26 protein-coding genes are annotated in these 26,744 nt (G+C 38.7%); 24 read left to right on the top strand and 2 right to left on the bottom strand.

Annotated elements, in window-relative coordinates; all coding sequences use genetic code 11:
* The first annotated feature begins 176 nt into the window (after positions 1 to 176).
* The 21 genes from ABH902_RS07385 (at position 177) to ABH902_RS07285 (ending at position 20,997) form a co-directional block, all read left to right on the top strand.
* Positions 177 to 1,511, top strand: coding sequence for an FAD-dependent oxidoreductase (locus ABH902_RS07385; RefSeq protein WP_404589986.1), 1,335 nt, complete (start codon positions 177 to 179; stop codon positions 1,509 to 1,511).
* The gene (locus ABH902_RS07380) at positions 1,501 to 2,982 is read left to right on the top strand and encodes a helix-turn-helix domain-containing protein (protein WP_404589985.1); all 1,482 of its coding nucleotides are present in this window, start codon (positions 1,501 to 1,503) and stop codon (positions 2,980 to 2,982) included. The genes ABH902_RS07385 and ABH902_RS07380 overlap by 11 nt, the downstream gene beginning before the upstream one ends.
* Positions 2,983 to 3,685: 703 nt before the next feature.
* Positions 3,686 to 5,194: a glycerol kinase GlpK gene (glpK, locus tag ABH902_RS07375; RefSeq protein ID WP_404589983.1), complete on the top strand. Its 1,509-nt coding sequence runs from the start codon at positions 3,686 to 3,688 to the stop codon at positions 5,192 to 5,194.
* A 17-nt stretch (positions 5,195 to 5,211) separates the two neighbouring features.
* Positions 5,212 to 7,047 (top strand): type 1 glycerol-3-phosphate oxidase, encoded by a 1,836-nt coding sequence (gene glpO, locus ABH902_RS07370; protein WP_404589982.1) that lies wholly within the window; start codon positions 5,212 to 5,214, stop codon positions 7,045 to 7,047.
* A 1-nt stretch (position 7,048) separates the two neighbouring features.
* On the top strand, positions 7,049 to 7,768 hold the full coding sequence (locus ABH902_RS07365; protein WP_404589980.1) for an MIP/aquaporin family protein: 720 nt from the start codon (positions 7,049 to 7,051) through the stop codon (positions 7,766 to 7,768).
* A 163-nt stretch (positions 7,769 to 7,931) separates the two neighbouring features.
* Positions 7,932 to 8,903, top strand: coding sequence for an alpha/beta fold hydrolase (locus ABH902_RS07360; RefSeq protein WP_404590077.1), 972 nt, complete (start codon positions 7,932 to 7,934; stop codon positions 8,901 to 8,903).
* Positions 8,904 to 8,989: 86 nt separating this feature from the next.
* Positions 8,990 to 9,529, top strand: coding sequence for a 5-formyltetrahydrofolate cyclo-ligase (locus ABH902_RS07355; protein WP_404589979.1), 540 nt, complete (start codon positions 8,990 to 8,992; stop codon positions 9,527 to 9,529).
* Positions 9,530 to 9,538: 9 nt separating this feature from the next.
* The gene (locus tag ABH902_RS07350) at positions 9,539 to 10,249 is read left to right on the top strand and encodes a rhomboid family intramembrane serine protease (RefSeq protein WP_404589977.1); all 711 of its coding nucleotides are present in this window, start codon (positions 9,539 to 9,541) and stop codon (positions 10,247 to 10,249) included.
* Positions 10,250 to 10,330: 81 nt separating this feature from the next.
* Complete coding sequence (locus ABH902_RS07345) at positions 10,331 to 10,549, top strand: YqgQ family protein (RefSeq protein WP_404589976.1); 219 nt, start codon at positions 10,331 to 10,333, stop codon at positions 10,547 to 10,549.
* Entirely contained in the window at positions 10,550 to 11,521 is a 972-nt protein-coding gene (locus ABH902_RS07340) for an ROK family glucokinase (protein WP_404589974.1), read from the top strand.
* A 15-nt stretch (positions 11,522 to 11,536) separates the two neighbouring features.
* Positions 11,537 to 11,935, top strand: coding sequence for a rhodanese-like domain-containing protein (locus ABH902_RS07335; RefSeq protein WP_404589973.1), 399 nt, complete (start codon positions 11,537 to 11,539; stop codon positions 11,933 to 11,935).
* Positions 11,936 to 12,020: 85 nt separating this feature from the next.
* A complete protein-coding gene (gene mtnN / locus ABH902_RS07330; protein ID WP_404589972.1) occupies positions 12,021 to 12,698 on the top strand; it encodes a 5'-methylthioadenosine/S-adenosylhomocysteine nucleosidase in 678 nt (225 codons plus the stop codon).
* A 269-nt stretch (positions 12,699 to 12,967) separates the two neighbouring features.
* On the top strand, positions 12,968 to 14,287 hold the full coding sequence (locus ABH902_RS07325) for a DUF3440 domain-containing protein (RefSeq protein WP_404589970.1): 1,320 nt from the start codon (positions 12,968 to 12,970) through the stop codon (positions 14,285 to 14,287).
* Positions 14,269 to 14,796 (top strand): IbrB-like domain-containing protein, encoded by a 528-nt coding sequence (locus ABH902_RS07320; RefSeq protein ID WP_404589968.1) that lies wholly within the window; start codon positions 14,269 to 14,271, stop codon positions 14,794 to 14,796. The genes ABH902_RS07325 and ABH902_RS07320 overlap by 19 nt, the downstream gene beginning before the upstream one ends.
* 141 nt (positions 14,797 to 14,937) lie before the next feature.
* Positions 14,938 to 15,414: a DUF2975 domain-containing protein gene (locus ABH902_RS07315; protein WP_404589966.1), complete on the top strand. Its 477-nt coding sequence runs from the start codon at positions 14,938 to 14,940 to the stop codon at positions 15,412 to 15,414.
* A gap of 120 nt (positions 15,415 to 15,534) precedes the next feature.
* Positions 15,535 to 15,906 (top strand): DUF488 domain-containing protein, encoded by a 372-nt coding sequence (locus ABH902_RS07310; protein ID WP_404589965.1) that lies wholly within the window; start codon positions 15,535 to 15,537, stop codon positions 15,904 to 15,906.
* A 19-nt stretch (positions 15,907 to 15,925) separates the two neighbouring features.
* Positions 15,926 to 17,746, top strand: a complete 1,821-nt coding sequence (locus tag ABH902_RS07305) for an FAD/NAD(P)-binding protein (protein ID WP_404589964.1) — start codon at positions 15,926 to 15,928, stop codon at positions 17,744 to 17,746.
* A gap of 26 nt (positions 17,747 to 17,772) precedes the next feature.
* Entirely contained in the window at positions 17,773 to 18,042 is a 270-nt protein-coding gene (locus ABH902_RS07300; RefSeq protein ID WP_404589962.1) for a hypothetical protein, read from the top strand.
* 1,089 nt (positions 18,043 to 19,131) lie between these two features.
* A complete protein-coding gene (locus ABH902_RS07295; protein WP_404589961.1) occupies positions 19,132 to 19,695 on the top strand; it encodes a hypothetical protein in 564 nt (187 codons plus the stop codon).
* 147 nt (positions 19,696 to 19,842) lie between these two features.
* On the top strand, positions 19,843 to 20,574 hold the full coding sequence (locus ABH902_RS07290; protein WP_404589960.1) for a hypothetical protein: 732 nt from the start codon (positions 19,843 to 19,845) through the stop codon (positions 20,572 to 20,574).
* A gap of 72 nt (positions 20,575 to 20,646) precedes the next feature.
* Entirely contained in the window at positions 20,647 to 20,997 is a 351-nt protein-coding gene (locus ABH902_RS07285) for a hypothetical protein (protein WP_404589958.1), read from the top strand.
* Positions 20,998 to 21,128: 131 nt separating this feature from the next.
* Here ABH902_RS07285 and ABH902_RS07280 read toward each other — a convergent pair whose 3' ends face one another.
* Positions 21,129 to 21,296: a DUF3042 family protein gene (locus ABH902_RS07280; protein WP_404589957.1), complete on the bottom strand. Its 168-nt coding sequence runs from the start codon at positions 21,294 to 21,296 to the stop codon at positions 21,129 to 21,131.
* Positions 21,297 to 21,515: 219 nt separating this feature from the next.
* On the opposite strand from ABH902_RS07280, the gene galE reads away from it, so the two are divergent.
* Together galE and ABH902_RS07270 are read left to right on the top strand one after the other, a co-directional pair.
* Positions 21,516 to 22,505 carry a UDP-glucose 4-epimerase GalE gene (gene galE, locus ABH902_RS07275; RefSeq protein WP_404589955.1) on the top strand — a complete coding sequence of 330 codons (990 nt, stop codon included), beginning with the start codon at positions 21,516 to 21,518 and terminating at the stop codon, positions 22,503 to 22,505.
* A gap of 11 nt (positions 22,506 to 22,516) precedes the next feature.
* Positions 22,517 to 23,842, top strand: a complete 1,326-nt coding sequence (locus ABH902_RS07270; protein WP_404589954.1) for a UDP-glucose--hexose-1-phosphate uridylyltransferase — start codon at positions 22,517 to 22,519, stop codon at positions 23,840 to 23,842.
* A 45-nt stretch (positions 23,843 to 23,887) separates the two neighbouring features.
* Here ABH902_RS07270 and ABH902_RS07265 read toward each other — a convergent pair whose 3' ends face one another.
* A complete protein-coding gene (locus ABH902_RS07265) occupies positions 23,888 to 24,910 on the bottom strand; it encodes an immunoglobulin-like domain-containing protein (RefSeq protein ID WP_404589952.1) in 1,023 nt (340 codons plus the stop codon).
* 239 nt (positions 24,911 to 25,149) lie between these two features.
* Between ABH902_RS07265 and ABH902_RS07260 the strand changes: the two genes are divergently transcribed.
* Entirely contained in the window at positions 25,150 to 26,643 is a 1,494-nt protein-coding gene (locus ABH902_RS07260; protein WP_404589951.1) for a helix-turn-helix domain-containing protein, read from the top strand.
* Positions 26,644 to 26,744: the final 101 nt, after the last annotated feature.

Raw genomic sequence — 26,744 nt, 5'->3', positions numbered from 1 at the left:
CGTTTGACCACCTATTTGTAAGTAGAGGGCGAGACAAAACTGTTTTTTAGTTTTGTTTCGTCCGTTTATTTTTTCAGTAGATGTTGCTTTTTCTGAGTGTATCGCTTGAGGTTGTGCTATGCTTTAAATAAATCGAAAAGATCGTTTATTTACTGAATGAGGAAGAAGGGTTTCTTTTGAAAATTGTCATTGTGGGTGCGTCGTTTGCCGGGGTTTCAGCTGCTTTAGCTGTGCGCCAAAAATATCCGCAGGCAGCTGTGTATTTGCTTGAAAAACAAGCAATGCTTGGTTATTTGCCGGGTGGACTGCAATTATATTTTAAACAGGAAATTGATTCTGTGGCAGCAGCGCGCTTTATTACTGAAGAGCAGTTACAGGCTAGCGGTATCCATTTAAAGCTGGGAACGGAAGTCGTGGGGCTTGATGCTCAGCAGCATTTGCTTAAGGTAAAGCAGTCGGAAGCTGAATACGATCAGGCGTATGACAAGCTGATTTTGGCGACAGGTTCCAGTCAGTGGTCACAGAATATTTCAGGCAGTCAAGCGGAAAAAGTGCTGAAATATAAAGACTTTCCCGGTGTTTTACAAGCGATTGAAACGCTGGAAAACAGTCATAAAATAGCGGTGATTGGCGGTGGACAAATCGGTGCGGAAGCCTGTGATTTGCTAGTAAAAAAAGGCAAGGAGGTTCATCTGTTTGAGCGGATGGATTATTTACTGTTTAAATATTTTGACCGGGAAATGATTCAGCCGGTACAAGAAGCGCTATCCCAACAAGGAGCTGTTTTCCATTTTGAAGAATCTGTAGAAGCAATTGAGGAAGAAAGAGACGGGCTGGTAATTCAAACACAGCAGTCCGCGTTCCATTGCGATAGCGCAGTTTTTGCACTGAATGTACGACCGGATTTAGCCTATTTGTCTAATCAAGTAGCTTGTCATATCGATGGAACGATTAAGGTAGATGCGTATTTGGAGACCTCACAAAAAGATATTTTTGCGGTGGGAGACTGCATTCAAGTGCCTTATAGTCTGACGGAGGAAGCTTTTTATATTCCGCTGGTAAACAATGCTGTGCGCACAGGAATGTTAGCGGCGGAAAATCTAATTGAAAAAGTGACTCCTTTTATCGGTTCAATTCGGACACTGGGAACGAAGCTTGGTGAATACTATTTGGCAAGTACCGGTTTAACGGAAGCAGAAGCGGCTTTTTATGATCAGCCGATTGCTGCCAGTCACGTTATTCAGAGTAGTACGAGCTTTTTTAAAGGAGCTGAGATTCAAGGGAAAATAATCTTCGAAAAGCAGACACAGCGAGTTCTTGGCGCTCAGCTGGTTTCTAAAAGTAATATTTTGGAAAAAATCAATACGCTGGCCTTAGCAGTTCAAGCTAAACAGACCTTAACGCAGCTTGCTCAAAAGGACTATTTATATCATGCGAATTATGCGAATATTTTTGACATTACGAATCAGCTGGGCGTTGCCGGCTTGCGGAGTGTTGCAGATGAAGATTGAAGCATTATTGGATAAGAAAGAGGCCAGAGAAATTGCTATTTTGAAAAAAGTTCTTTTGGTAGGCGGACGGATAGAAGACACGGAGCTGCTTGAATATTTAGGTGTATCTAAAGCGGCTTTTGAAAGTGATTTAACTGAGCTGACGTATTATTTGAAGCCTTATGAAAAGGACTGTTCTTTATTTTACGATGGTCGCTGGGTCGAGTTGAAGCTAGCAGATCATTTTTCGATTGATAAAATTATTGATGATTATTTGCAAGGCTCGCTTAAATTTCAGCTGATTGATTATTTGTTTCAGCATCAGGAATTCACCATTGCTCAGTTAACGACGAAATTCATGATTAGTGAATCTTCGCTTTTTCGTAAAATTAAAGAGGTCAATCAGCTGCTACGGGAATTTGATTTGAAAATCAAAAACGGTCAGTTAAAAGGCGAGGAGCTGCAAATACGTTATTTTTATTTTCAGCTATATTGGTTTTTAACACCTTATGAGGTGCATTTGAAAAAGACCATGGCGCTGCAAAATGTACGGCTAATTAAGGCATTAGAGCAAGCGCTGGCGGTTTCGTTTGACGAGTATAGCCAGTTAAAGCTTAGCTTGTGGCTGACGATTAGTAAAAAAAGGCTGAATGTGCAGTCCAAGGTTTTTCAAGCTTTGCGGGAAAAAGGGCGAAGCTATGAAAAAGATCCGCTTTATAAAACCTTGCGCTCTTTTAGCCTGCGTTATTTAAGTCGTTATCCATTGGAAATTGATGAGGATGAGAGTATGCTGCACTTTGTCTTTTTAATGAGTATGTCGGTATTGTCGGAGACGGATTTTAACAATTACAGCTTGATTCGCGGCCGTAGAACACCGACTTCTTTAGCGGATACCTTTGTGCTGGAGCATGTGATTTTGTATTATCGACCGCAGAAATTTTTCCCGACCTTGGAAAAAAAGATTTTTTATTATTTTTCGCAAATTCATAGTCGATTGTATTTTTTTAAAGGTGAACTGGAATTGTTCGATCGGGAAAATATTTGGCAAAAAGAGCAGCAGCTTTCAAGTCATCACTTGAGCGCTTTTTCAGCGATTCTGCTGGAGAAAAGCTTAGCTTGCTTTGATGCGCAGTATGAGGCTGGCAATAGTCTGCATGAATGGTCATTAGTGAAATATTTAAGTGCGCTGGCGATTATTGATTTTGAGATTGTCGGTGAAACACGCATCGGGATTGATTTAAAAATGGATGATCTGTATAAAGAAGTCCTCACTCAGGTGTTGATTTTAAGCTTGAAGAATGTCAACGGGTTACATGTAGAAGCTTATAATTCGCAGCACAAGTATGATTTAGTTATAACCAACGTGACAAATTCGGGAAGCTATCGTAATGAAAAAGCAGTGTATGTATTGTCCGAGGCAGGCTCTGCTTATGATATTCAGCAGATTAAAGCACGCATTCGTCAGCTGCATGGCCGTAGTTTGGAAGGATAAAAAATTAGACTGGTTTTTAGCAAATGCTAAAGGCTGGTCTTTTTTTGTTGAAAAACGTTCATTTATTTTTGAAATAAAAAAAAAGGTGACATTTTTGTCAAAATAATTGGTCTTATTATATACTTATTAAAGAAAACGATTACAAAAAGGTGGTGGCTGTATTTTTTTGACAATCATAGCGAAAGACTTGCTGAGAAACACAGTGAAAAAAAATTGAGCTGATGATGAACAGTGTAAGACTTGCTGAGAATCACAGTGAAAAGAATTGAACTGATGATGAACAGTACAAGACTTGCTGAGAATCACAGTGAATAAAAATGAACTGATGATGAACAGTACAAGACTTTCGCAGAAAGTGTTGATCATTATTGTTATCCAGCTGTACAGGCTAGCTCTTCGGAAAAAAGATAAATTGTGAATAAGGCAAAAAGCGCCTTAGTCTCAATTTTCTATTTTTCAGTCAGAGCTGAACGAGCCTGTTCCGCTTTTAAGTTATCCAGCTGCATGAGCTGACTCCTCGGGAAAAAGATAAAAGCTGTTTGTGACAAAAAGCGTCACAATCATCTTTTCCTATTTGCTGAGAAACACAGTGAATAAAATGAGCTGATGTAGAACAGTACAAGACTTTCGTAAGAAAGTGTTGATCATTTTTTCAGAAGAGTCGGGCAAGCTCATTCCGCTTTTAAAATTAGGAGGTTTTTTTATGTCAGAGCAAAAGTATATTATGGCGATCGATCAAGGAACTACATCTTCACGGGCAATTATTTTTGATAAGAAAGGAAACAATGTAGGAAGCTCACAAAAGGAATTTACGCAGTATTTTCCGAATGCTGGCTGGGTGGAGCATAATGCCAACGAGATTTGGAATTCGGTACAGTCAGTCATTGCTGGCGCACTGATTGAATCCGGTATTAGACCGACAGAGATTGTCGGGATCGGCATTACAAATCAGCGTGAAACAACGGTGGTGTGGGATAAGGAAACAGGGCTGCCGATTTACAATGCAGTCGTTTGGCAATCACGTCAATCTTCACCGATTGCAGAGCAGTTAAAAACGGATGGTCACAGTGAGATGATTCATAAGAAAACAGGATTGGTAGTAGATGCTTATTTTTCAGCAACTAAAATTCGCTGGATTTTAGATCATGTGGAAGGTGCTCAGGAACGCGCTGAAAAGGGTGAGCTATTATTTGGAACGATTGATACTTGGCTAGTCTGGAAATTAACAGGTGGAGAAACACATGTGACGGATTATTCCAATGCCAGCAGAACAATGCTATTTAATATTCATGAATTGGATTGGGATCAGGATATTTTGGATCTTTTAAATATTCCTCGTGTAATGTTGCCAAAAGCGACCTCTAATTCAGAAGTATACGGTTTAACGAAAAACTATCATTTTTATGGCAGTGAAATTCCGATTTCAGGAATGGCAGGTGATCAGCAGGCTGCCTTATTCGGTCAAATGGCCTTTGAGCCTGGCATGGTGAAAAATACGTATGGTACAGGTTCATTTATTGTAATGAATACTGGTGAAAAACCACAGCTTTCTGAAAATAACTTATTAACAACGATCGGATACGGGATTAACGGTAAAGTCTATTACGCGTTAGAAGGAAGTATTTTCGTTGCCGGCTCTGCGGTTCAGTGGCTGCGTGATGGCTTGAAAATGATTCAGACAGCTGCCGAATCAGAAGCGGTAGCAAATGAATCACGAAGCAAAAATGAGGTCTATGTTGTTCCCGCCTTTACTGGTTTGGGTGCACCATATTGGGATTCAGATGCTCGTGGAGCGGTCTTTGGCTTAACCAGAGGAACAACCAGAGAAGATTTCGTTAAAGCGACATTGCAGGCCGTTGCTTATCAAGTACGAGATATCATTGACACGATGAAAAGTGATACAGGGATCGATATTCCCATTTTAAAAGTAGATGGCGGAGCAGCTAACAATGACTTATTGATGCAATTTCAGGCCGATATTTTAAATACCTCTGTCCAACGAGCCCAAAATTTGGAAACAACTGCCTTAGGTGCAGCGTTTCTGGCAGGTTTAGCGGTTGGCTTTTGGAAGGACTTAGACGAGTTAAAGGCTTTTTATGAAGAAGGACAGATATTCGAAGCGAAAATGTCTGATGAAGAGCGCGAGGATTTATATGAAGGCTGGCAACAAGCCGTTGCGGCAACGAAAATGTTCAAGCATAAATCAAAATAGCGGAAGAAGGGAACGTAATGACCTTTTCAATTAAAACAAGACAAAACGCGATTGAAAAAATGAAACGAGAAACCTTAGACTTATTAATCATCGGCGGGGGAATTACTGGTGCTGGCGTGGCTCTTCAGGCGAGTGCTTCCGGGATGAAAACCGGGTTGATCGAAATGCAGGATTTTGCTGAAGGAACTTCTTCACGTTCGACTAAATTAGTCCATGGCGGTATTCGCTATTTAAAAAATTTCGATGTAGAGGTTGTTTCCGATACAGTTAAGGAGCGGGCGGTTGTTCAAGCAATCGCGCCGCATATTCCAAAGCCTGATCCGATGCTTTTACCGATTTACGATGAACCGAAAGCTACATTTAATATGTTTTCAGTAAAAGTGGCGATGGATTTATATGATCGTTTGGCTAATGTGATCGGTACAAAATATGAAAATTATACCTTAACAAAGGAAGAAGTACTAGAGCGTGAGCCACAGCTGCAAAGTGAAGGACTGCAGGGCGGCGGTGTTTACTTGGATTTTCGCAACAACGATGCACGTCTAGTGATTGAAAACATCAAACGTGCGGCTCAAGATGGTGGTTATCTGGTCAGTAAAGTAAAAGCTGTCGGCTTTTTATTTGATGATCAGGGGAAAATAATGGGTGTCAAAGCTCATGACGTATTGTCTGATGAAACCTTTGAGATAAAAGCCAAGGTGGTCATTAATACTACCGGTCCTTGGTCTGACAAGGTGCGTGGTCTGGATGAAAAGGAAGAGCTTATTCCGCAAATGCGCCCGACTAAAGGCGTACATTTAGTTGTAGATAGCACAAAGCTATTTGTTCCGCAGCCAACTTATTTTGATACAGGCAAGCATGATGGCCGGATGGTTTTCGTTGTTCCCAGAGAAAAGAAAACGTATTTCGGTACTACTGATACGGATTATACCGGCGATTATGAACATCCCACAGTGACACAGGAAGACGTGGATTACTTGTTGGAAATTGTCAATGATCGCTATCCTGAAGCCAATGTGACGATTGATGATATCGAAGCTAGCTGGGCTGGATTGCGCCCGTTAATTTCAGAAAATGGCGGTTCGGATTATAATGGCGGCAACAATGGCAAAATCTCTGATCAAAGCTTTGACAAAGTCGTAGACATTGTTGAAAAATATCAACAAAAGCAAGTCAGTCGTTTAGATGTGGAAAATGTGTTGAATCATTTAGAAGATTCACTAGCAGAAACGAAAGAAAATCCTTCTGCGGTTTCCAGAGGCAGTTTGCTGGAGCGTTCGGATGACGGACTTTTAACTTTGTCGGGCGGTAAAATTACTGATTATCGGAAAATGGCGGAAGGTGCGCTCAAAGAGATTCAACGTATTTTAAAAGAAGAATTTCAGCGTGAATTCCAGCTGATTGATTCAAAAACGTATCCAGTTTCCGGCGGCGAGCTGGATGCCGCTAATGCAGAAGCTGAATTAGAAGCTCTTGCTCAACCGGGAATTGAAGCAGGCTTAACAAAGGAAGAGGCGGAGTACTTAGCTCATTTATACGGCTCAAATGTAACGCAACTATTTGAAAAAATTCCTGAAACCACTCCTGTTGAAGGCTTGACCTTAGCAGAAACACTAGGTCTACATTATGCACTGGAAAATGAAATGACCTTAACACCAGCAGATTATCTGCTTCGTCGTACCAATCATATCTTATTTATGCGAGATACACTGGATCAGGTAAAAGCTGGAGTCATTGCTGAAATGACACGCTATTATGGTTGGTCAGATCAGCAAAAAGCCAGCTACACAGAAGAATTAAATCAAATAATTGCCGAGTCTGATTTAACCACATTAAAAGAAGGAGTGAAGTAAAATGGATACGTCCAATATGACACAGATTTTCAGCGAGTTTTTGGGTACTTTGATTTTGGTTTTGTTAGGGGATGGCGTGTGTGCGGCGGTAAATTTGAAAAAAAGTAAAGCCGAAGCTTCTGGCTGGATTGTGATTGCTTTTGGCTGGGCGATGGCGGTTACCATGGCTGTCTATATTTCCGGTTTTATGGGACCAGCTCATTTAAATCCGGCGGTTACAATTGGCATGGCCATAGCAGGTAACTTTGCCTGGAGTTTGGTTGTACCGTTTATTATTGCGCAAATTGTAGGTGCGGTTGTAGGTGCTGTCTTAGTTTGGCTGGCTTATTTGCCGCATTGGGAACAAACGGAGGATCAAGGTGCGATTTTAGGAACCTTTGCAACAGGTCCGGCAATTCGCAATTATCCAGCGAATATGGTTACAGAAATTATTGGTACCTTTGTTTTAGTTTTAGGTTTACTAGCTTTTTCTCAAAACAGCTTTACAGACGGTTTGACGCCAATTGCAGTTGGGGCTTTGATTTTAGCTATTGGTCTTTCTCTAGGCGGACCTACTGGCTATGCGATCAATCCGGCTCGTGACTTTGGTCCGCGCTTGGCCCATCAGCTATTACCGATTCCAACAAAGGGAGATTCTGACTGGAGTTATTCCTGGGTGCCGATTGTTGGACCGGTCATTGGTGCAGCGATTGCAGCCGGAGTTTATATGCTGATGGTTTAAAAAGAAGTAATTATTATTTTTAACTGTTATTTATGTTTTGAATGAATATAGCTGGGCATTTACTTTTTAAGTGAATGCTCAGTTATTTTTTAATACTTGAAACGGTGCGGTAGAATGGCTGGAAAAGACATTGGATGTATAGTAATTACGCAGTTCTTCCTATATAATAAGGAATATCAAACTAAAAGAGGGAATAACGATGGAGCATCGAACATTTTTATCGTCAAATCAACAAACAACGGGTCACTTTGTCTGTTGGAACGCTGTAAGCCAGCCTGTCGCGGTTATTCAAATCATTCACGGAATGGCCGAATATATTGAACGTTATCATGAATTTGCCGAATATTTAAATGAATTAGGCTACATTGTAGTGGGGCACGATCATTTAGGACATGGTACGGCTATCTCTAAAGAGCAAGTGAGCTATGGTTATTTTAGCGAAGAAGGACCTGTTCAAGCTATTTTAGCGGATATTCATCAGGTAAAGGGCTGGATTGATAAAGCTTATCCGGAGCTACCGCATGTTATGCTGGGACATAGTATGGGTTCTTTTGCGCTGCGCAATTATTTACAGCTATACCGTCCCAAAATTAGCGGAGCGATCTTAATGGGAACAGGGACAAAGCCAACGTTGCTGCCATTAGCGTTGTCGCTAACTAATTATTTAAATAAGCGTGCACCTAAAAAGCCTAATCCGTGGCTGGATCAACTGGCTTTTGGTTCTTACAGCAAGCATTTTCCTGAAGCGGGTCGTTTTAACTGGTTGAGTAAAAATCAGGATAATGTTCGTACATATGAAAAGGATGCTGCCACAGGCTTTACCTTTACGAATAATGGGTTTTATACCTTATTTCGCTTAGTAGACAGTGCAACTCGTCAGGGTTGGGCTAAAAAAGTAGCCGAGGATTTGCCGATTCTGATTATTAGCGGTGAACAGGATCCAGTGGGAGAGTTCGGGAAAGGACCTAAAAAAACAGCCAAAGAGCTGACCGAAGCTGGAGTAACGGATGTAACGCTGGTTTTATTTGAAACATTGCGACATGAGTTATTGTTTGAAAAAGAGGCAGCGGTTTATAAAGCACTCGCGAGCTGGCTAGGGAAAAATGTAAATAATCCGGTGAAAAGCCGGGCATGAGTTTGCTATTTGAGCTGATTTTCTATAAACTAAAAGGTACGGTTAAAACTTTTTAAGTGTCAGTTATAATAGATGGGAGTGGTTGGATGGAAAAAGGACGTTTAAGAAAACTAGGATTGAAAAATTTAAAATGGCTTCATAAGCATCCAGCTTTAAAAGAACGAAAAGAGCAAGTGATTATGCAGGAGCTGTTGAACGATGCCAGCTGGCAGCAGGCTCAAACGATTGCGATGACAAAATCGCTGGAGTTCGAATTTAATACGCAGAGCTTACTTCAACAAGCCTTTGCGGAAAATAAACGAGTACTAATGCCAACAGCAGATCAAGATCGGCGGCTGACTTTTCATTTAATTACACCGGAAACGGTTTTCGAAAGAAGCTTTTTTGGTGTAGAGGAACCAGTGGCGGCACCGATTGTTTCTGCGGAAGAAATCGATCTTTTAATTGTACCAGGGATTGTCTTCACACATGAAGGCTATCGCATTGGTTTTGGCGGCGGCTATTATGATCGTTTTTTACAAAGCTATCAGGGGCATACATGTAGTTTGGTATTCAGTGAACAGATTCAAGAAGGCTGGACCGTTGAATCCTTTGATTTACCTGTAAAACAACTATTTATCAGCTAGGAGGCAGAGATGAACTATCAAACACAAATGCAACTCAAACGATTCTTAAAACAACCGCTGATTACTTACAGCTTACTGGCGCTTACAGCCATTGTCTTTTTAGGTACGGAGCTAAGCGGCGGATCAACAAATGGACAGGTTTTAGTGAATTGGGGAGCTATGTCCAGAATGGAAATTTTGTACTACCATGAGTATTGGCGCTTCTTTACACCAATGTTTTTACATATCGGCTGGCTACATTTTGCGGTGAATATGGTGACTTTATACTATGTTGGCGCGCAGGTGGAAGGGATTTACGGACATTGGCGCTATCTGCTGATTTATTTATTAAGCGGCGTTTCCGGGAATATTGTCAGCTTTGCTTTCGGTTCGCCAACCAGTATTTCTGCAGGAGCTAGTACGGCTTTGTTCGGTTTATTTGGCGCATTTGTTCTTTTGGGACGGCATTTTAGAAATAATCCGGCGATCTCGTTTATGGTCCAGCGGTATGCTACCTTTATTGGAATTAATCTGATTTTTAATTTGTTCAGTAGCTCTGTGGATATTTTAGGACATATCGGCGGATTAATCGGCGGGCTGTTGATTGCTTCAGCATTGGCTGTACCGGAGCACTCAAAAGAATTCAATATTCATGAACGAATTGTTGCGGGAATCTTTTTTATCTTTTTACTCATTGTTTGCCTAGTCTTGGGTTTTAAAAAATACGGTTTCCTTGTATAATAGAACAGTGACTCAAGGTATGACGAAAACGCAGTCAAAAGCCAGACTGTTCTTTTTTGCACGAGCAAAGGAGTGTATTCTATGAAAACACTATATGATGTCCAGCAACTGTTTAAGCAATTCGGTATTTATATTTATGTAGGTGCCCGAATTTATGATATTGAGCTGATGATGATTGAATTGAAAAATATTTATGAGGGTCACTTAATTGATAGAGACACCTATCTTAATGCGAGAAGTGTCTTGCAAAGAGAACATCGAATCGAAGAAAGTAAAGCGACTCAGAAAGGAACCGAGTAAATGGACAAGAAACTGATAGGGATTGACTTAGGCGGAACAACGATTAAATTCGCAATTTTAACACTTGATGGAACTGTTCAGCAAAAATGGAGTATTGAAACGAATATTCTTGATGAGGGCAGTCACATCGTGCCTGATATTATTGAATCAATTAATCATCGCATTGATCTTTACGGGATGAAGCATGACGATTTTGTAGGAATTGGTATGGGCACGCCCGGCAGTGTAGATATTAAAGAAGGTACTGTAATTGGGGCCTATAATCTGAATTGGACCAAACGACAAAAAGTAAAAGCGCAAATCGAAGCAGCTACTGGCATTCCTTTTGTATTGGACAATGATGCGAATGTTGCTGCTCTAGGTGAACGCTGGAAAGGCGCCGGGGATAATCATCCGGATGTTGTCTTTATTACTTTAGGGACTGGTGTTGGCGGCGGCATTATCGCAGAAGGGAAATTACTTCACGGCGTTAATGGCTGTGCGGGCGAGATTGGTCACGTGACGGTTGATCCGGGCGGTTTTGAATGTACATGTGGTAAACGCGGCTGTTTAGAAACAGTTTCCAGTGCAACGGGCGTTGTCAGAGTTGCACGTCTTATGTCTGAAGAATATGCTGGAGACTCTAAGCTGAAGCAAGACATTGATGATGGTCAGGATGTGTCAAGTAAGGATATTTTTGACTATGCGCAGGCGAATGATCCTTTTGCCTTAATGGTGGTTGACAAGGTCTGCTATTATCTTGGATTGGCTGTGGGAAATATCGGCAATATGCTAAATCCGTCCAGTATCGTGATCGGCGGCGGTGTGTCGGCGGCCGGCGAGTTTTTGCGGAGTCGGGTTCAAAGCTATTTTGAAGAATTTACATTTCCAGAGGTTCGCAACAGTACCCAAGTGAAACTTGCCGAATTAGGGAATGAAGCAGGTGTTATCGGCGCTGCTTCACTCGCGTTACAATTTAAGGAAAAAGCGTAGGAGAGGGATTTTGGAATGAACGTTTTATGGATTATCAACATTATTTTATTGGCTATTTTATTAGGAATGGGCGCAAATGAGTTATATCTTCGCATTATGGCTAAGCGTTCTGCCAAAACGATTACAGAAGATGAATTTAAAGAAGGAATGCGTAAAGCACAGATTATTGATGTGCGTGAAAAGGATTCATTTGACGGCGGTCATATTCTTGGTGCCCGCAACATGCCTTACACGACGTTAAAAACGACAATGAATTCCATTCGTAAAGATCAGCCAGTGTATCTTTACGATCAGAAAAAATCTTTAAGCATTCGTGCGGCGAATCAACTGCGCAAGCAAGGCTACAAAAATGTCTACATTCTTAAAGGCGGCTACGAAGGCTGGACAGGAAAAACCAAAAAGAAAAATAGTTAATTGCCAAAACACAGTGAAAAACATCTGCGCCGCAACGCGATGTTCCTCGCTGTGTTTTTTCGGTTCTATTGAAAGGAGTTAGTCAATGATTATTGGGGTTGTGGCAGCAATGGATAATGAGCTGCGTCCGTTTTTAAACGCTTTTGCACTGATTCGGACTGTTGAACATGGTCATAATACATTTTATCTGTGTGAAGAAAAGGAGCATACGCTAGTATTTGTTTGTTCAGGCAGGGGGAAAGTCAATGCGGCTGTTTTTACCCAACTGATGATTACGCATTTTACGCCGAATTTATTGCTAAATGTCGGAGTCTCTGGCGGAATTGAAGAAACCAGCCGGATTGGTGATTTATATCTTGGTCGTCAGTATTGTCATCATGACGTGCGAAAAAGACAGTCAGAAAAGACTTTTCCAAAGCAATTGTACTATTCTGGAAATGAAAAAATGATCCGACTTTTCAGAACTATTGAGCCTACGGTGAAAATAGGGATTTTTGGCACTGGGGAAGGCTTTGTTGCTGATCCTAAATTAAAACAAAAGTTATACAATGAATTCCAGATTAGCGCTGTAGATATGGAATCGGCAGCGGCTGCACAGTGTTGTTTTCTAAATGATACTGAATATCTTTCTATTCGCGGGATTTGTGATAAAGCAGATGAACAGGCTACTTCGACTACGGAGGAATTACAGGAAACTATTTCTGAAAAAATTGTTGTACTTTTACAAAAAAGTTTGGACTTATTAAGCTCGATCAATAGTTAAAAAGTATAGAGCAAAAGATGTTTCAAGCGCTGCCGATTTTATATGAGAAGACAAACAAGTGATTCTGCTAGAAACAGTGAATTGATAAATAATAGAAAATACTAAATAGTCACACAGTATTCACCAAAAAAAAGATAATTTTAACTGTGAAATTGAAAATACAGGCTTTTTGATGTATGATTTATTCAAATTAACTGTTTTTTTATAGGTTGGGAAGTTAGCTGTCATTTGAACTAATTTAACGGAAAATGATAAAGGGGGGGATTATCATGGGAAAACGTTGGTTAGGAATTGACGTTTATGAAGCAGCGATGCAAAGAATTGATTATGTTTTTCAAAAATTTGATCACGTGGTCGTGTCCTTTTCCGGTGGCAAAGATTCAGGAGTTATGCTGGAATTGGTTTATGATTATTATAAAAAACATGAAAGCAAGGTGAAAGTATCTGTCTTTCACTTAGATTATGAAGGCAGTTACCAGCAGACATTGGATTATGTTGATCGCTGCATGGGAAAATATCCAGAATTTGATTATTATCATATTTGTCTTCCAGTTTCTGCTTCCTGCGGTATTTCAATGTACCATACGACCTGGATGCCTTGGAATCCTGAAGAAAAGGAGTTGTGGGTACGGGAAATTCCTGATAAGCCCTACGTTATTCATTTAGAGAATCATTCATTTGATTTCTTTCGCGTCGGAATGTCTGATTATCAATTTCAAGTTAAGTTTGGGAAGTGGCTGCATAAGGAAAAAGAAGCTAAATTAACGGCAATTTTAGTAGGTATTCGTGCTCAGGAAAGCTTACACCGCTATAACGCAATTAATCGTAAGGACAATTTTCGCTCTTTCGGAAATACACGTTTTACTCAAAGAATTGGCATGAATGTATTTAATGTATACCCTATCTATGATTGGACGACTTCGGATATTTGGACAGCCAATGCTTTGTTTAAGTGGGATTACAATGAGATTTACGACCTGTATTATAAGGCTGGAATTCCAGTAAATGAAATGCGAGTAGCGAATCCCTTCCATCATTCAGGTGTTCATTCTTTAAAGCTATACCGAGCAATTGAACCAAAAACTTGGGCGAAGCTTGTCGGTAGAGTAAATGGTGCCAACTTTGCTGCCATTTATGGCGGCAGTCGGGCAGTCGGGTACAAAACTGTGAAACTGCCGCAAGGACACAGTTGGAAAACGTATGTCAATTTTTTATTAAAAACCTTACCTGCTGCAACGCGCAACATTTATTTGAAAAAATTTACCGCTTCAATTAAATATTGGACTGAAACTGGAGGAGCGTTGCCGCTTAATGTCGTTGATGAATTGGACAATGTACCTGTTGCCTTTGAAAAATTGGGCAAACCCCAAAATAACCGCAACTATCGTCAGCCTTATGAAGTGATTCGCTTTAAGGAATATCCGGACAATTTGCCGATTAAAAATTTTCGTCTCGTTCCTTCTTATAAAAGAATGTGTATTACTATTTTGAAAAATGATACCGCTTGTCGTTATATGGGATTTAGCCAAACGGTGGAAGAATTAAGTAAGCAAAAGGAGGCGCTGGAAACATGGAAGAATCTTTTTTAAGCCCGGTATATAATGTACGCCGTGTGCCCATCAAAAAAATTCGGACGAATGCCTATAACCCCAATTCTGTGGCACCTCCAGAATTAAAATTATTAGAACAATCTATCTTAACAGACGGCTATACCATGCCAATTGTTTGTTATTATATTGCCGAGGAAGACGTGTACGAAATTGTCGATGGTTTTCACCGCTATAAGGTGATGAAGCAGTCGAAAGTAATTGCAGAACGGGAAAATTATTGTTTACCTGTTTCAGTGATTGATAAGCCGTTGTCGGAACGAATGGCAAGTACGATTCGGCATAATCGGGCAAGAGGAACGCATTCCATCGATTTAATGGTCAGTATTGTTAAACAGCTGGTGGAAGCAGGAGTGAGTGACGAATGGTTGAATGAAAACATCGGTATGGACAAGGATGAATTATTGCGGTTGAAACAATTGAGCGGTTTAATGTCGCTTTTTAAAGAAGAGAAATTTTCGGAGGCTTGGGAAACTGAAGAATTAATCTAAGGGCAGAAACAATGTTTAAATAGTTGAATGATTATCTGAACAAAAAAGCTAAATAATTTCTTTAGAGAATAAAGAATGATTGTAAAAGTAGGAGCAAAGAGCTATTCTTTAAAAGAAAACAATGAACTGTGAGGTTCTCTTATGAAACGAGGGTCAATTATTTTTCTAAAAATTGCTGTTATTCTTATTAGTTTGCCGGTTATTCTTTTCGGGAGTATTGGTCTAATATATCTAGGAACGCATCCTGCAAATCCTAGCTATGCTTTTTTACTCTATCCTAGTGCCGGCTTACTGTATTTGTCGGCCATTCCTTTTTTTATTACGCTGTATGAATCTTTTGAGCTTTTAACCTACATTGACAAGGGTCATACTTTTTCCGAGCAGGCAGTCCAGAAATTGAAAAAGATCCAATATTGTGCCGGAGCCATCAGCAGCTTTTATTTGTTGATGCTGCCATTTCTTTTTGGCATCGCTGAGATTGATGACGCGCCGGGACTGATTATTTTAGGCAGTGTTCCTATGTTTATTGCTATGCTCATTGCTGTATTTGCCGGTGTTCTTCAAAAGATTTTAAAAGAAGCAATCGCAATGAAGGCAATTGCAAAATTATCGAATTGAGTACTACAAAAAAGAACGTCAGTCTAAGCAAATCCATTAGGCTGAGTTTTTTTGTTTCTATTGATTCTTCTAATGTTTATTTTACGTCATTTGCGCTAAAATAAAGAAGAGGTGACGGAAATGATTCAGTTAAAGAGAGCTTATTTACCGGCGGCTCCTGAAGATGGCTATCGTGTTTTGGTTGATCGTTTATGGCCTAGAGGAGTATCTAAAGAAAAAGAACAGTTGGATTTATGGCTGAAAGAAATAGCACCTAGCAAAGAATTAAGACAATGGTTTCATCATGAATCAGCTAAATTTCCAGAATTTAAAGAAAAATATACAGCAGAATTACATCAAGCAAAAGCAAGTGCAGCTTTTGAACAGCTGATTGAGATTGTTCAAAAGCATCCAACTGTTACATTGGTTTATGGAGCCAAAAATCAAGCTGAAAATAATGCTGTTGTATTAAAAGAACTATTGGAAAGATGTGTCAGCAGCAGAAAAGATTAAGGCATAATGGAGGGCATGAATGAAAATAGCAATTATCGGCGGCGGTCCTCGCGGTCTTGGTGCATTAGAACGCATTATTGAATGGGCAAGAAATGAACAAAGTGTTCAAATCACGATGTTCGATCCTTATGGTCCAGGAGGAAAGGTTTGGCGGGATCAATCAGTTTTATTAATGATGAATTCGGTAGTTTCACAAGTGACTTTATTTACGGACGAGAGCCTAAGTACTTCGGGACCTGTAGTGAAAGGTCCTAATTTGTATGAATGGATTAAGCAGGAAGCGCTTGAGTTTATTCAAAAACAACCGACTGAAAATCAAGAGTTACTAATAAAAGAATGTGAAGACCTAGGACCTGACGATCATTGCTCACGTGCACTCTACGGCTTCTATCAACAATGGTTTTACGCCTATCTTCAAACCAGAATGACTGATCAAACATCTGTAAAGTTTTTTAAGAACACTGTGCGGGCTGTCAAAAAGCAAAATACTGCTTTTCAAGTTTATACAAAAGCGCTTGAAATTACAGTAGATAAGGTGATTTTAGCAGTAGGACATCAGGAAATTGAAATGAGCAGTCAAGAAAAGAAACTGGCGGCCTATGCTAGTGAACACCGGTTATACTACGCAACACCTAAAAATGCTGCTGATGCTCCTCTTCAGGCACTCAAAGATCAGGCGCCAGTTATTATCAAAGGATTAGGGCTGGTCTTTTTTGACTATTTGGCATTGCTGACTAGAGGTCGGGGAGGGCATTTTCAAGAAAGAGCTGGGAAGCTCGTGTATCAGCCATCCGGTAAGGAGCCTAAAATAATTGCAGGTTCCAGACGGGGCATTCCCTATCATGCAAGAGGGCGAAATCAAAAAGCCTATGGAGAAGAATATCGCCCACATTTTTTAAAAGAAAAAAACTTGAATAAATTTAAACGAAAAGAAAAGCTGACAGCGCAGCAATTTTTTCAGCTGCTACAAAAAGAAGTCGAATTAGCTTATTATACGGCACTTATCAAGGAACATTATCCTTCAATAGATGCTGGCCGTTTCACGGAAATGTTTGTTCGAACAAAGGGAGCACAAAGCACTCTACAAAAATTCGGTATCAAAAAGGACGAGTATTGGGATTGGGCGATTGTCCAACATCCGCAGCAGACCTTTAATCATCCGGAATCGCTGCTTGATTATCTTGCATGGGATTACACTTCTGCTAAAAAAGGCAACCTTGATGGTCCTTTTGCAGCTGCGCTGGACAGCTTGAAGGATTTGCGCGATGAGGTACGTTTTATGCTCGATCATGAGCTATTCACAGATGATGAAGCAAAAGAATGGCTGTGGGACTGGTTTACACCATTAAATGCGTTTCTTTCAATTGGTCCACCTCTGGAAAGAATTGCTGAATTGAAAGCGCTGATTGAAGCAGGAGTTGTGACGATTCTACAGGAGGACATGAACGTTTTAACAGAAAATGGCACATTTATCGCGTTTTCACAGAAAGAACCGACAAAAAAATATGCTGCGCATTTTCTGATTGAAGCGCGTTTACCTAAGGTTGCCAATCAGTTTAGTTTAAATCCTTTAATACAGCAGCTGTTGCAGTCAGGTTTAGCTGTAAGTCATCAATTAACGTTAAGCTCCGGGGAGAAGTTTTTTACAGGTGCGTTAATGATTGATCGAAAAAATAATCAAATGATTGATGCTTCTGGTGAGATTGTGGAAGGTTTGTTCTGCTATGGAATTCCCACTGAAGGTCTGAACTGGCTGACCGCGACAACAGCTAGACCAGGAACCGATCCAAGAAATATGCGGGAAGCAGATGTCATTGCCGCAACGATTTTCAATGATTAAAAATCCGCTTATAGGAGGAAAGAAGTATGAATAAAGGACAGAAACAATTTTTAGCTTTTTTTATAGAAAATACACGACCAGAAAAACAAGAGGAAGCAAAAGGAATTTTACTCCAGAGCTTTGCACAGCAGCAAACAAAAAAATTAAGTATGGCTGATTTTAATGAGCTGCAGCAAAAATTACTACCTTTAGTAAAGCCTGAAAAAGTAGCAGAAGTAACTGGAGCGATGGCTCATTTTTCTAAAAATTACTGCTCTTTGTCAACTAATGTTGGAGAAGAAAATCCAAAGAATTAAATCGATTCGTATGATTCCTAGAGAAACTTTCCTCTAGGTTTTTCTATTTTATATGAAAAAGAATGTTGTCAAAACATAAAGAAATCCTCAGTTTGAAATTGTAGAAGTTACTAAAACTATAGGCGTTCTTTTTAAGACTTTAATATGGTTGTTTAAACATTCTAGTGGTTCATTAGAATAAGGAAATTCCAAGGCATTTTCACTTTATTTTGGTACTTTTTAAATGTATCAATAGTAGTTTGATAATAAGTTGGAAGCTGAGCGTGATCCTCATTTGTTGAATAATTTCTTGTTTGTACAGCTTAAATATAGTCTTGATAACAGGCGTAGCCCTTGGTTAATTCATCATCATATGCCAATAATCGTTCAACGACTTCTGTAACAGTTAAATAGGAACGGCGTTTTTTAAAATCAAGCTTTGATTGATTCTTTTGTAAAAGCTTCCAGTATTTTTTTTAAGTGTCAATACTTTTTCGCTTTCATTTACTATATAGTTCAAGTTAAGCCAATATTTCTTAAAAATGAAGGTTTATGAGAAGCGTACATGAATAAAATACGAAGTAAGTATTATCCACTAACTCCGTATTTCACATAGATCAATTTTTTTGTTTACAAATTGATAATAATAATATCGCCAAATGGTTGGATCATGATGTTCACCTCCTGCAAAAAAATTCTTAAAAGATGGTTAGTAATAAATACGTTACTTTCGTTCGTTTTAAAATATTTATATATATATATAGATAATATTTCGATGATAGATTTTGAAAAATGAAAAATTTCGTTTGGTCGAATATGACACAAACCGATTATGTCACATTCGTTAAAGTGATGGAAATATAGATGGCTCTAAGACTCAGATAGAATTTTTGTCGAGCTTTTTCTTTATAAGTCGTTTGAATATGACTCAAATCACGTTATAATGATAATAAGTCGAATTGATAAAAAGAAGGATTTTTTGAAAATTAAGGAGAGAAAAATGCCGATAAAATATAATGCTGAGACTTTAGATAAAGCTCTTGTTTGGTCTAATAATAAAGTATTTGATGAACGGAAAAAGGGTGTGAAATTTTAAGACAAGCTAGTTGTTTGGAAGTTGGAACAAAGTATACTGTTCCTATTAGAACTTGTTTTATTACTCATACGGATGAATTAATGATGTTAGTTTCTTCTGAGAAAGATAGTGACTTGCTGTGGAACTATATTTATATGCTAGAATCATTTTGTCATAGGTATATTCACTTAGCCCTTTCAACGAAGAATGGTGAAGAATTTGTGAAAAATGCTGATACAATTTACTTTGAGAATCAAGCAGTCATTGTAGTAAAGCGTTTGATTTTTACGAATGATATGAAAGTTTTACAAGCAGTGGGTTCATTTCTGTGGCAGTATAAATCTATTCAAACGTGGGATATTTTTATCAAAGTATTATCGAAAAAGAAAGATAAGAATACTATATCTCATATCAGTAAAGCTATTGCGATACTTCATACAATAATTATCAAGAAACAAGAAAATTTTGAAAAACTGATATCTAAACAACAAGTGAAAAAATTAATAGCTCTCTTTTTTTTAATTAAGCAAAAAACGAGTACGACAATTCAATGTTCAATCTGCATAAATTTGTTAAACGAAATAATGGAAAATATTTAGAACAGAAAATTAATTCACAAAAAGGATCGTTCGTGAAATGGAATGCTCCGAAAGCAGCTGTGGATCTTCTAAGTTAATTTTTCCAAAAGCGAACGGTAAAAAGTTTTGAAGCTGAAAATAGTTCGGCTTCTCAAAAAGGAGCATAAAATGGAAAAATATATTAACTACCTTTCAAAGAAAAACAATTATACTTTTAATGTAAATAAGATATCGAAATGGCAAGAGAAAAAACTAAACATACCTAGTGAATTTAGAGATTTATTTCCTGAATTTACATTGATGCTAGAATCAGCAATACTATTAGAACTCTTTACGAAAGATAGAAAAAAAGAAATGCATTATTGGATATTATGCTGGGAAATAAAGGGACGTATCTTTGAAATAGTTTGTTTACCACCTAAAAAAGAAAGCTTTATTGAAACGGAGTCATATACAATATTTACTGGTATGTTAGGAGGTATTTTAGGGTTTTACTATGACTATCAATTAACCATAGCCGAAAGTGAGTTTTATTGGCAAAATAAAACTAAGATATTAGGTTTTGGTGAGTTAGATAATAAGGAGTATTTAAAAGATATACTGGATGAGTTAGAGCAGTATGAGAAGGAAGATTTTGGTAAGAACACTGAATTTATTGATTTGGGGGCATTATTTATTGTAGATTTGGATGCAAATGGTGATGTCACTCTGTGTGATAGAAATACAGAAAAAATCTATCTTTTTGCTCATGATAACTCAAGTGATTATACCCAACAATGTCAAGGTTATCCTGAATATACTTTTTATACACTTAAGAAGTGTAGAACTCTAGTCGAGTGGATTGAAACACTTGGTACTCAATGGTTAAACTTAATCAATTTTGAAAATCTGACCTTTTAAAATGTTAAGCGGCAGCATATATGATATTCAAAAACGATCAGTAGAAAGGATAGTAATAAGGATCAATAGGAGATGAGAGAAATGTATTTGAGTGCTGTAGGTGTTACAAGAGAAGAACTACGTGAAAACGTTGTTTATGAGTGTGCTTTTACAAAAAGTCATTGCACCAATACTTTATTAGGTGAACCACAAGAAGTCACTCGTGCATTTGGTATTTTACACGGCGTTTGTATGGCTTTAGGATTACAATATGAAATAGAAAATAATGAAATACATTTGGATCAAACAAAAAGATACTTAGCTTACCTTTTGATCCTACAGAAGTATTTTAACTATTTCAAAAAGGATCGTTCGTTAAATGGAAGAAAATTCTCCGGCAGTAGCGTAGCTGCGAATCTTTTTCTTAAAAGGAGAAATAATTAGGGAGGAATAATCTGATGTCTAACATGGAAGTAAAGAAAATATATTGTCTTTCAAGAAGATTAAGGTTTCAAGACTCAACTCTTGAAACCTTTTACGCTTTTCTGATTAATGAATTTTAGTACAAATCTAGGTTAACGTGTCACTCTTTTGCGCATCGCTTTTTTACGGTTTGCTTCAATCATGTCTTCTTTTTCTTCAATCGGATCGATAATTGTTTTCTTTACAGTAGCAGCTAAGCCCATCATAGCCACACAAGTAACCGCAGTTCCGACAAGCATGCCTGAAATAAATTTTTTCATATTAAAGCTCCTCTCAAATTTTTTTTCATATATCCATTATGAACTAAACGAACTAAAAAAGCCAATAGATTGAAACAAGTTGTTTGAGAAGATTAGCGTTTGGATACAAAAATAACGTTTGTCTTACAAATCGACTGCTGTGGTTGCTGATGGTGGAAGAAAGCTGTAAAATGGAGCATATATTCAAAAAAGGCTTTTGTACTTGACAAGGAGGTAATTATGTCAGTTTTAATTTTAGGCGGAGCAGGCTATATTGGTTCGCATGCAGTTGATCAATTAGTTGAAAAAGGGTATACAGTTGTAGTAGTTGATAATTTATTAACCGGACATCGACAAGCTGTTCATGAAAAGGCGGTGTTTTATCAAGGCGATATTCGTGATAAAGTCTTTTTGCAGGAAGTATTTAAAAAGGAAGCAATCGAAGCTGTTATTCATTTTGCCGCTAGTTCTTTAGTTGGTGAATCTGTTGAAAAACCATTGATGTATTTTAATAATAATGTCTATGGAACGCAGGTAGTATTGGAAGTAATGCAGGAATTTGGAGTGAAAACGATCGTATTTTCTTCAACGGCAGCTACTTATGGCGAACCAGAAATCATGCCAATTGTAGAAACAGTCCCAACCAATCCTAAAAATCCTTATGGCGAGAGTAAATTAATGATGGAAAAAATGCTGAAATGGTGTGATCAAGCTTACGGCATGCGCTATGTTGCCTTACGTTACTTTAACGTAGCAGGCGCAAAAGCCGATGCCTTGATTGGGGAAGATCATCAGCCAGAAACGCATGTAATTCCAATCGTTTTACAAACAGCACTGGGACAAAGAGAGTTCTTCGGTATTTTTGGCGATGATTACGATACACCGGACGGAACTTGTATTCGTGATTATGTCTATATTGAAGATTTAATAGCGGCCCATATTAAGGCGCTTGAATATTTACAAAAGGGGAATGACAGTGCTATTTTCAATCTAGGCAGTAGTACTGGTTACTCCGTTAAAGAGATCGTTGAAGCTGCACGTGAAGTTACCGGCAAAGAAATTCCGGTAAAAGTAATGCCGCGCAGAATGGGCGATCCAAGTAAACTAATTGCTTCAAGTGAAAAAGCTAAGGAAGAATTGGGCTGGCAGCCGGAAACGACGGACATTAAACAAATCATTCAAACCGCTTGGAACTGGCATGTTAGTCATCCAAACGGATATGAGGACTAGGAGGAATTTTTGTGTCCATTAGTAAAACGATTACTGATTTTGCAACATTAGCAATTCAGGCAGGCGGCTGGATGGAATTGGACCGCATCTATTTACAAAATCGCCTGCTGGCAATGATTGGTGAAGAGACAATGGCGCCGGCTGCACCAAGCAAGGTAAGGGCCACCTCTCAAGAGTTGCTTGCAGAATTAGTGCATCAAGCACAAAAAAATGGTGTAGTTGAAAAAAATCCGGAGCAGCTAGCTATATTTGAAGCTCAGTTGATGGATTTTCTTACACCGCCGCCATCCGTTGTCAATGCGTTTTTTGCGAAACATTATGATAAGTCTCCGGAAGAAGCAACAAATTATTTTTATGAATTAAACCAAAGAAATAACTATATTCATTCGCAGGCGGCAGAGGCAAGACAGTTTTATACAACGCTGACTGAGTATGGAGAATTAGAAATAGTGATACAGCCAGCAGTTAAAAAAACTTCTCAACAGGAATCTCAACAGGAGTATCCTAAATGTGAACTGTGCATGGAAAATGAAGGCTATGCAGGTCGAGAAAATTACCCTGCTCGTACGAATCAGCGAATTATACGTATGAATTTGGATGGGGAAAGCTGGGGTTTTCATTATGCACCGGCAGCTTGCTACGATGAACAAGCCATCATTTCCGCTGAAAAACATCAGCCGCTGACTTTTAATCAGGCTACCTTCCGCAGATTAATGAGAATTGTTGAGGTGTTGCCTCATTATTTTGTAGGAGCTGAGACAGACTTACTTTTATCTGGTGGAGAGAATACTACTCACGAACATTATCAGGCTGGTCGCAAAGAGTTTCCTTTGGCAAAAGCTGAGATAGTTGATTATTTTGAATTCGCTGACTATCCGCTGATGAATGCTGGGATTGTAAAATGGCCGTTACCAGTGATTCGTTTACAAAGCCCTAATCAGGAAGATTTAGTTTTAACAGGAACAGAGATTTTAAATAAATGGCGCGGCTACTCTGATGCTGAAATTCAAATGGAGGCTGTGGCTCCTGATGGAACGCTTCGCCACACGCTTATGGCGATTGCCAGACGCAAAGAATTATTGTTTGAATTGGATTTAGTCTTATGTGACAATTCTCCAAAGCATCGTTCTTTTGAGCAAGCATCTTTTACAGCAAAAAAACAACTTGGCTTAATGGAAGTCATGGGCGCAACGGTGGTTGCTGCAGCTTTGGAGGAGACGCCAAACTGGCAAGCTGCTGTTGGACAACAATTTCTTCAAGCTTTAACTCAGGCTGCACCCTTTGAGCCGTCAGCATCAGGTCAAGCGGCTTTTAAGCGTTTTATCGCATCTTTATAGAAATAGAGTAGGACAAAAGAAAATTCTTTTCTGTCCTACTCTTTTTTATTTATAGGCTATCACGATTAAGTTAATGTCGTCATTAATACAGCTTTGCAAAGTGATTCTTTCTTCATCACCTGTTCCGACAGTTAAATCCCAATAATCTTTGCCTGTATTTACTTCTTCTCCATAATCATTCAATTGTAGTAAAGTTCTGACTGTATAAGTTGTAGGCGTTGCGTTTGCATCAGTTACGATAATTTGACTGCCGGCGCTTAATGAAAAGATCGTAGCGAAAGCACCCGGATTATGACCAATAAAATGCGTGTTCTGACCATCAGTGCCGGATTGTACGGCTGCTCCACCCCAAGTAGCAGCTACACCGCTCGGATTAGCGTCAATAATACTTTGACCGGTTCCTTGACCGCCATTTTGATAAGGAATATTTTGACCATTCATGTAGATCGTCATCGGTTCATAAACAGGTGTTGAAGGTGCTGTGGCTGTTTTTGTTTCAGTCGGCATTTTTTCATCAGTTGTGCTCTCTGCTTGGGCTGTTTCATCGGCTGGTTGCGTATCTTCTTGTCCAGCTGCTTCAACTGTAGCGGGGATTACCTTTATCGTACGATCTGCTGTCCCTGTATTGTTATTCGCGTCGACAACTGAAAAATGAACAGTATAATCACCGGGAATAGAGGTATCAATCGTCGTCTTAGAAGCTTGAAGCTGGGCAGTTAAATCATCATCGTTGGCAGCTGTGGCTGTTACACCAGTATAAACATTGAATGGTTCTCCTTGTTGAACGGTTGCAGCAGGTGCCACGATGACAGGCGGTGTTTGCTTGGTAGCTGCAGCAACAGTGGTGACTTCAGAAGTACCAGTTGATTCATTTGTTTTTTCTTTCTTTTTCATTTTAGGTTCTACTGTTTTTTTAAAATATTTTTTTGTGATGGTTTCAGTTTCAGATCTTTGCTGATTTTCTCGATCGACACTGTCCGCCCAAACATAGCCGCCGATAAATATCATGATACTTAAAATGCTGATAAATCCTAGAATTATTGTCTTTTTAAACTGTTTGTTTTGCATGTAGAATCCCTCCAAAAATGTGGTGGGATTTTCCATTTATCGATAAATTTTAAATCCGCGTTTTTACACTTTTTATAATAAATGCATGACGTAGATAAACCAATTGAGGTGCGCTTAGAATTGATTTTGAAAAGTCTATTATGATACTATAAGTATTGACACATAAGGTTTTCTTCAAAATTTTCTCTTTAAGTGGAAGAATTTGAAGGGAAAATGAAAAAAGTGAAAAGAGGGATAAAATGGAGCGAATATTATCACCTGCTATGCACCGCAGAGTTTTGTTGCTTAACATACTAAATGGCACTAACGGCTGGTTTACATCAGATTATTTAGCAGAAACAATTAACTGTTCTAGAAAAACGGTTATGCTGGATTGTCAGTACATAGAAGATCGTTGGGAGGAGCATTTATCAATTGAAACTTCCAGAAAAAATGGTATTCGTTTGATCACCTCGCCACATCGCTCCATTCATGAAATTTATGTTGAAATTATTCAAGAATCGAATGCGTTTGCTCTTTTGGAATCTGTTTTTTTTCAACCAAAGGAACCAGCTGTTTATTGGGAAGAAAAATTATTTTTGAGCAATTCCAGCTTGTATCGCTTATCGAATTTAATTTCTTCAGCCTTGAAGGATCGTAATATTGAAATGAATCGTTCACCTTATTATATTTATGGAAATGATGAACGCCAAATCCGTTATTTTTTTGCTTTTTATTTTTTAGAGGTATATGGTATTCGGGAATGGCCGTTTCAGGTAGATAAAGAAAAAGTTTTTACTTTAACGAATAAAATTAATCAGGATTTCAATTTGCAGCTGAACGATAGTCAAATGATGCAGCTCGCTTATTTGATTATTATTACCATGAGGCGGGAGCGTCAGGGCTTTTTTATTCAGCCGACAAGCTATGCTGCTAATAAGCTGGTACAGACGGTCAGTGAGCAAAAAAGCTATTATGAGGATATTCTTGAAATTGTCGAGCCGCTCAATGTAGTAATGGCTGATCATTGGTATGAAGATTTCTGTTATTCCGTATTTTGGTGGAAATATGGTTGGGACAATGAGCAGGAACGCAGAAATGTTATTCATCAGGCCAATCAATTAATCAGAACAATCAGTGAAGCACTGTCATTAGAAATCGCGGAAACGAGTCGCAAAAGTATAGTTCGTTTAATGGAATATACTTATACACGACATAAAATGTTTCCCCACAAGCACTTTATGGTTTACGATCGTTATTTATATTCCAGCGGCGCTGTAAAAAACAACTTTGTGGTTTTTGCTGCCGTTGTGTCAAAAGCACTGGGCAAATTGGAAGAGAAAACGAAATTTCCTTGGAAGACGATGTATGCCGACGAATTGCTGCATGAAATAGCGATTCGCTGGAAAGATTTGAACCGACTGTCAGAAAAATTAAGGCATCAGGTGTCTATTTTAGTTTTGAGTGATTTGGGACAGGAACATGCGCAGCTGCTGGGCTCTGTATTGAAGGAGAATTTCCAAAATAAAATTAAAGTTTCTTTTCAAGAAAGTCACTACTTTGAAAAAAACGTGAGCCCGATCGATCAATCCTTTGATTTGTATGTTTCAAATTTTACCGTGGATGGAGTGGATAAAAATATAAGTATGATTGTTGAAGATATCCCCTCGTTCAAAAACTTGACTGACTTGAGAAAGTTTATTAATAAGCGTCGGCTAGTGTTGCCGGAAGATATTAACTACTTAAATTCATAACATTCATTCTTCAAGTATGCTCTTTATTGCAACTAATGGTTGTCTTTGAGAATAAGATAATGATATACTGAAAAAGCAGTATATAAATTTTAAGGAGATTG

Origin of the sequence: Enterococcus sp. UD-01 (genome assembly GCF_044909655.1) — a bacterium.
Taxonomy (GTDB): Bacteria; Bacillota; Bacilli; order Lactobacillales; family Enterococcaceae; genus Enterococcus_L.
This window is presented reverse-complemented; position numbering and strand designations above follow the sequence as displayed.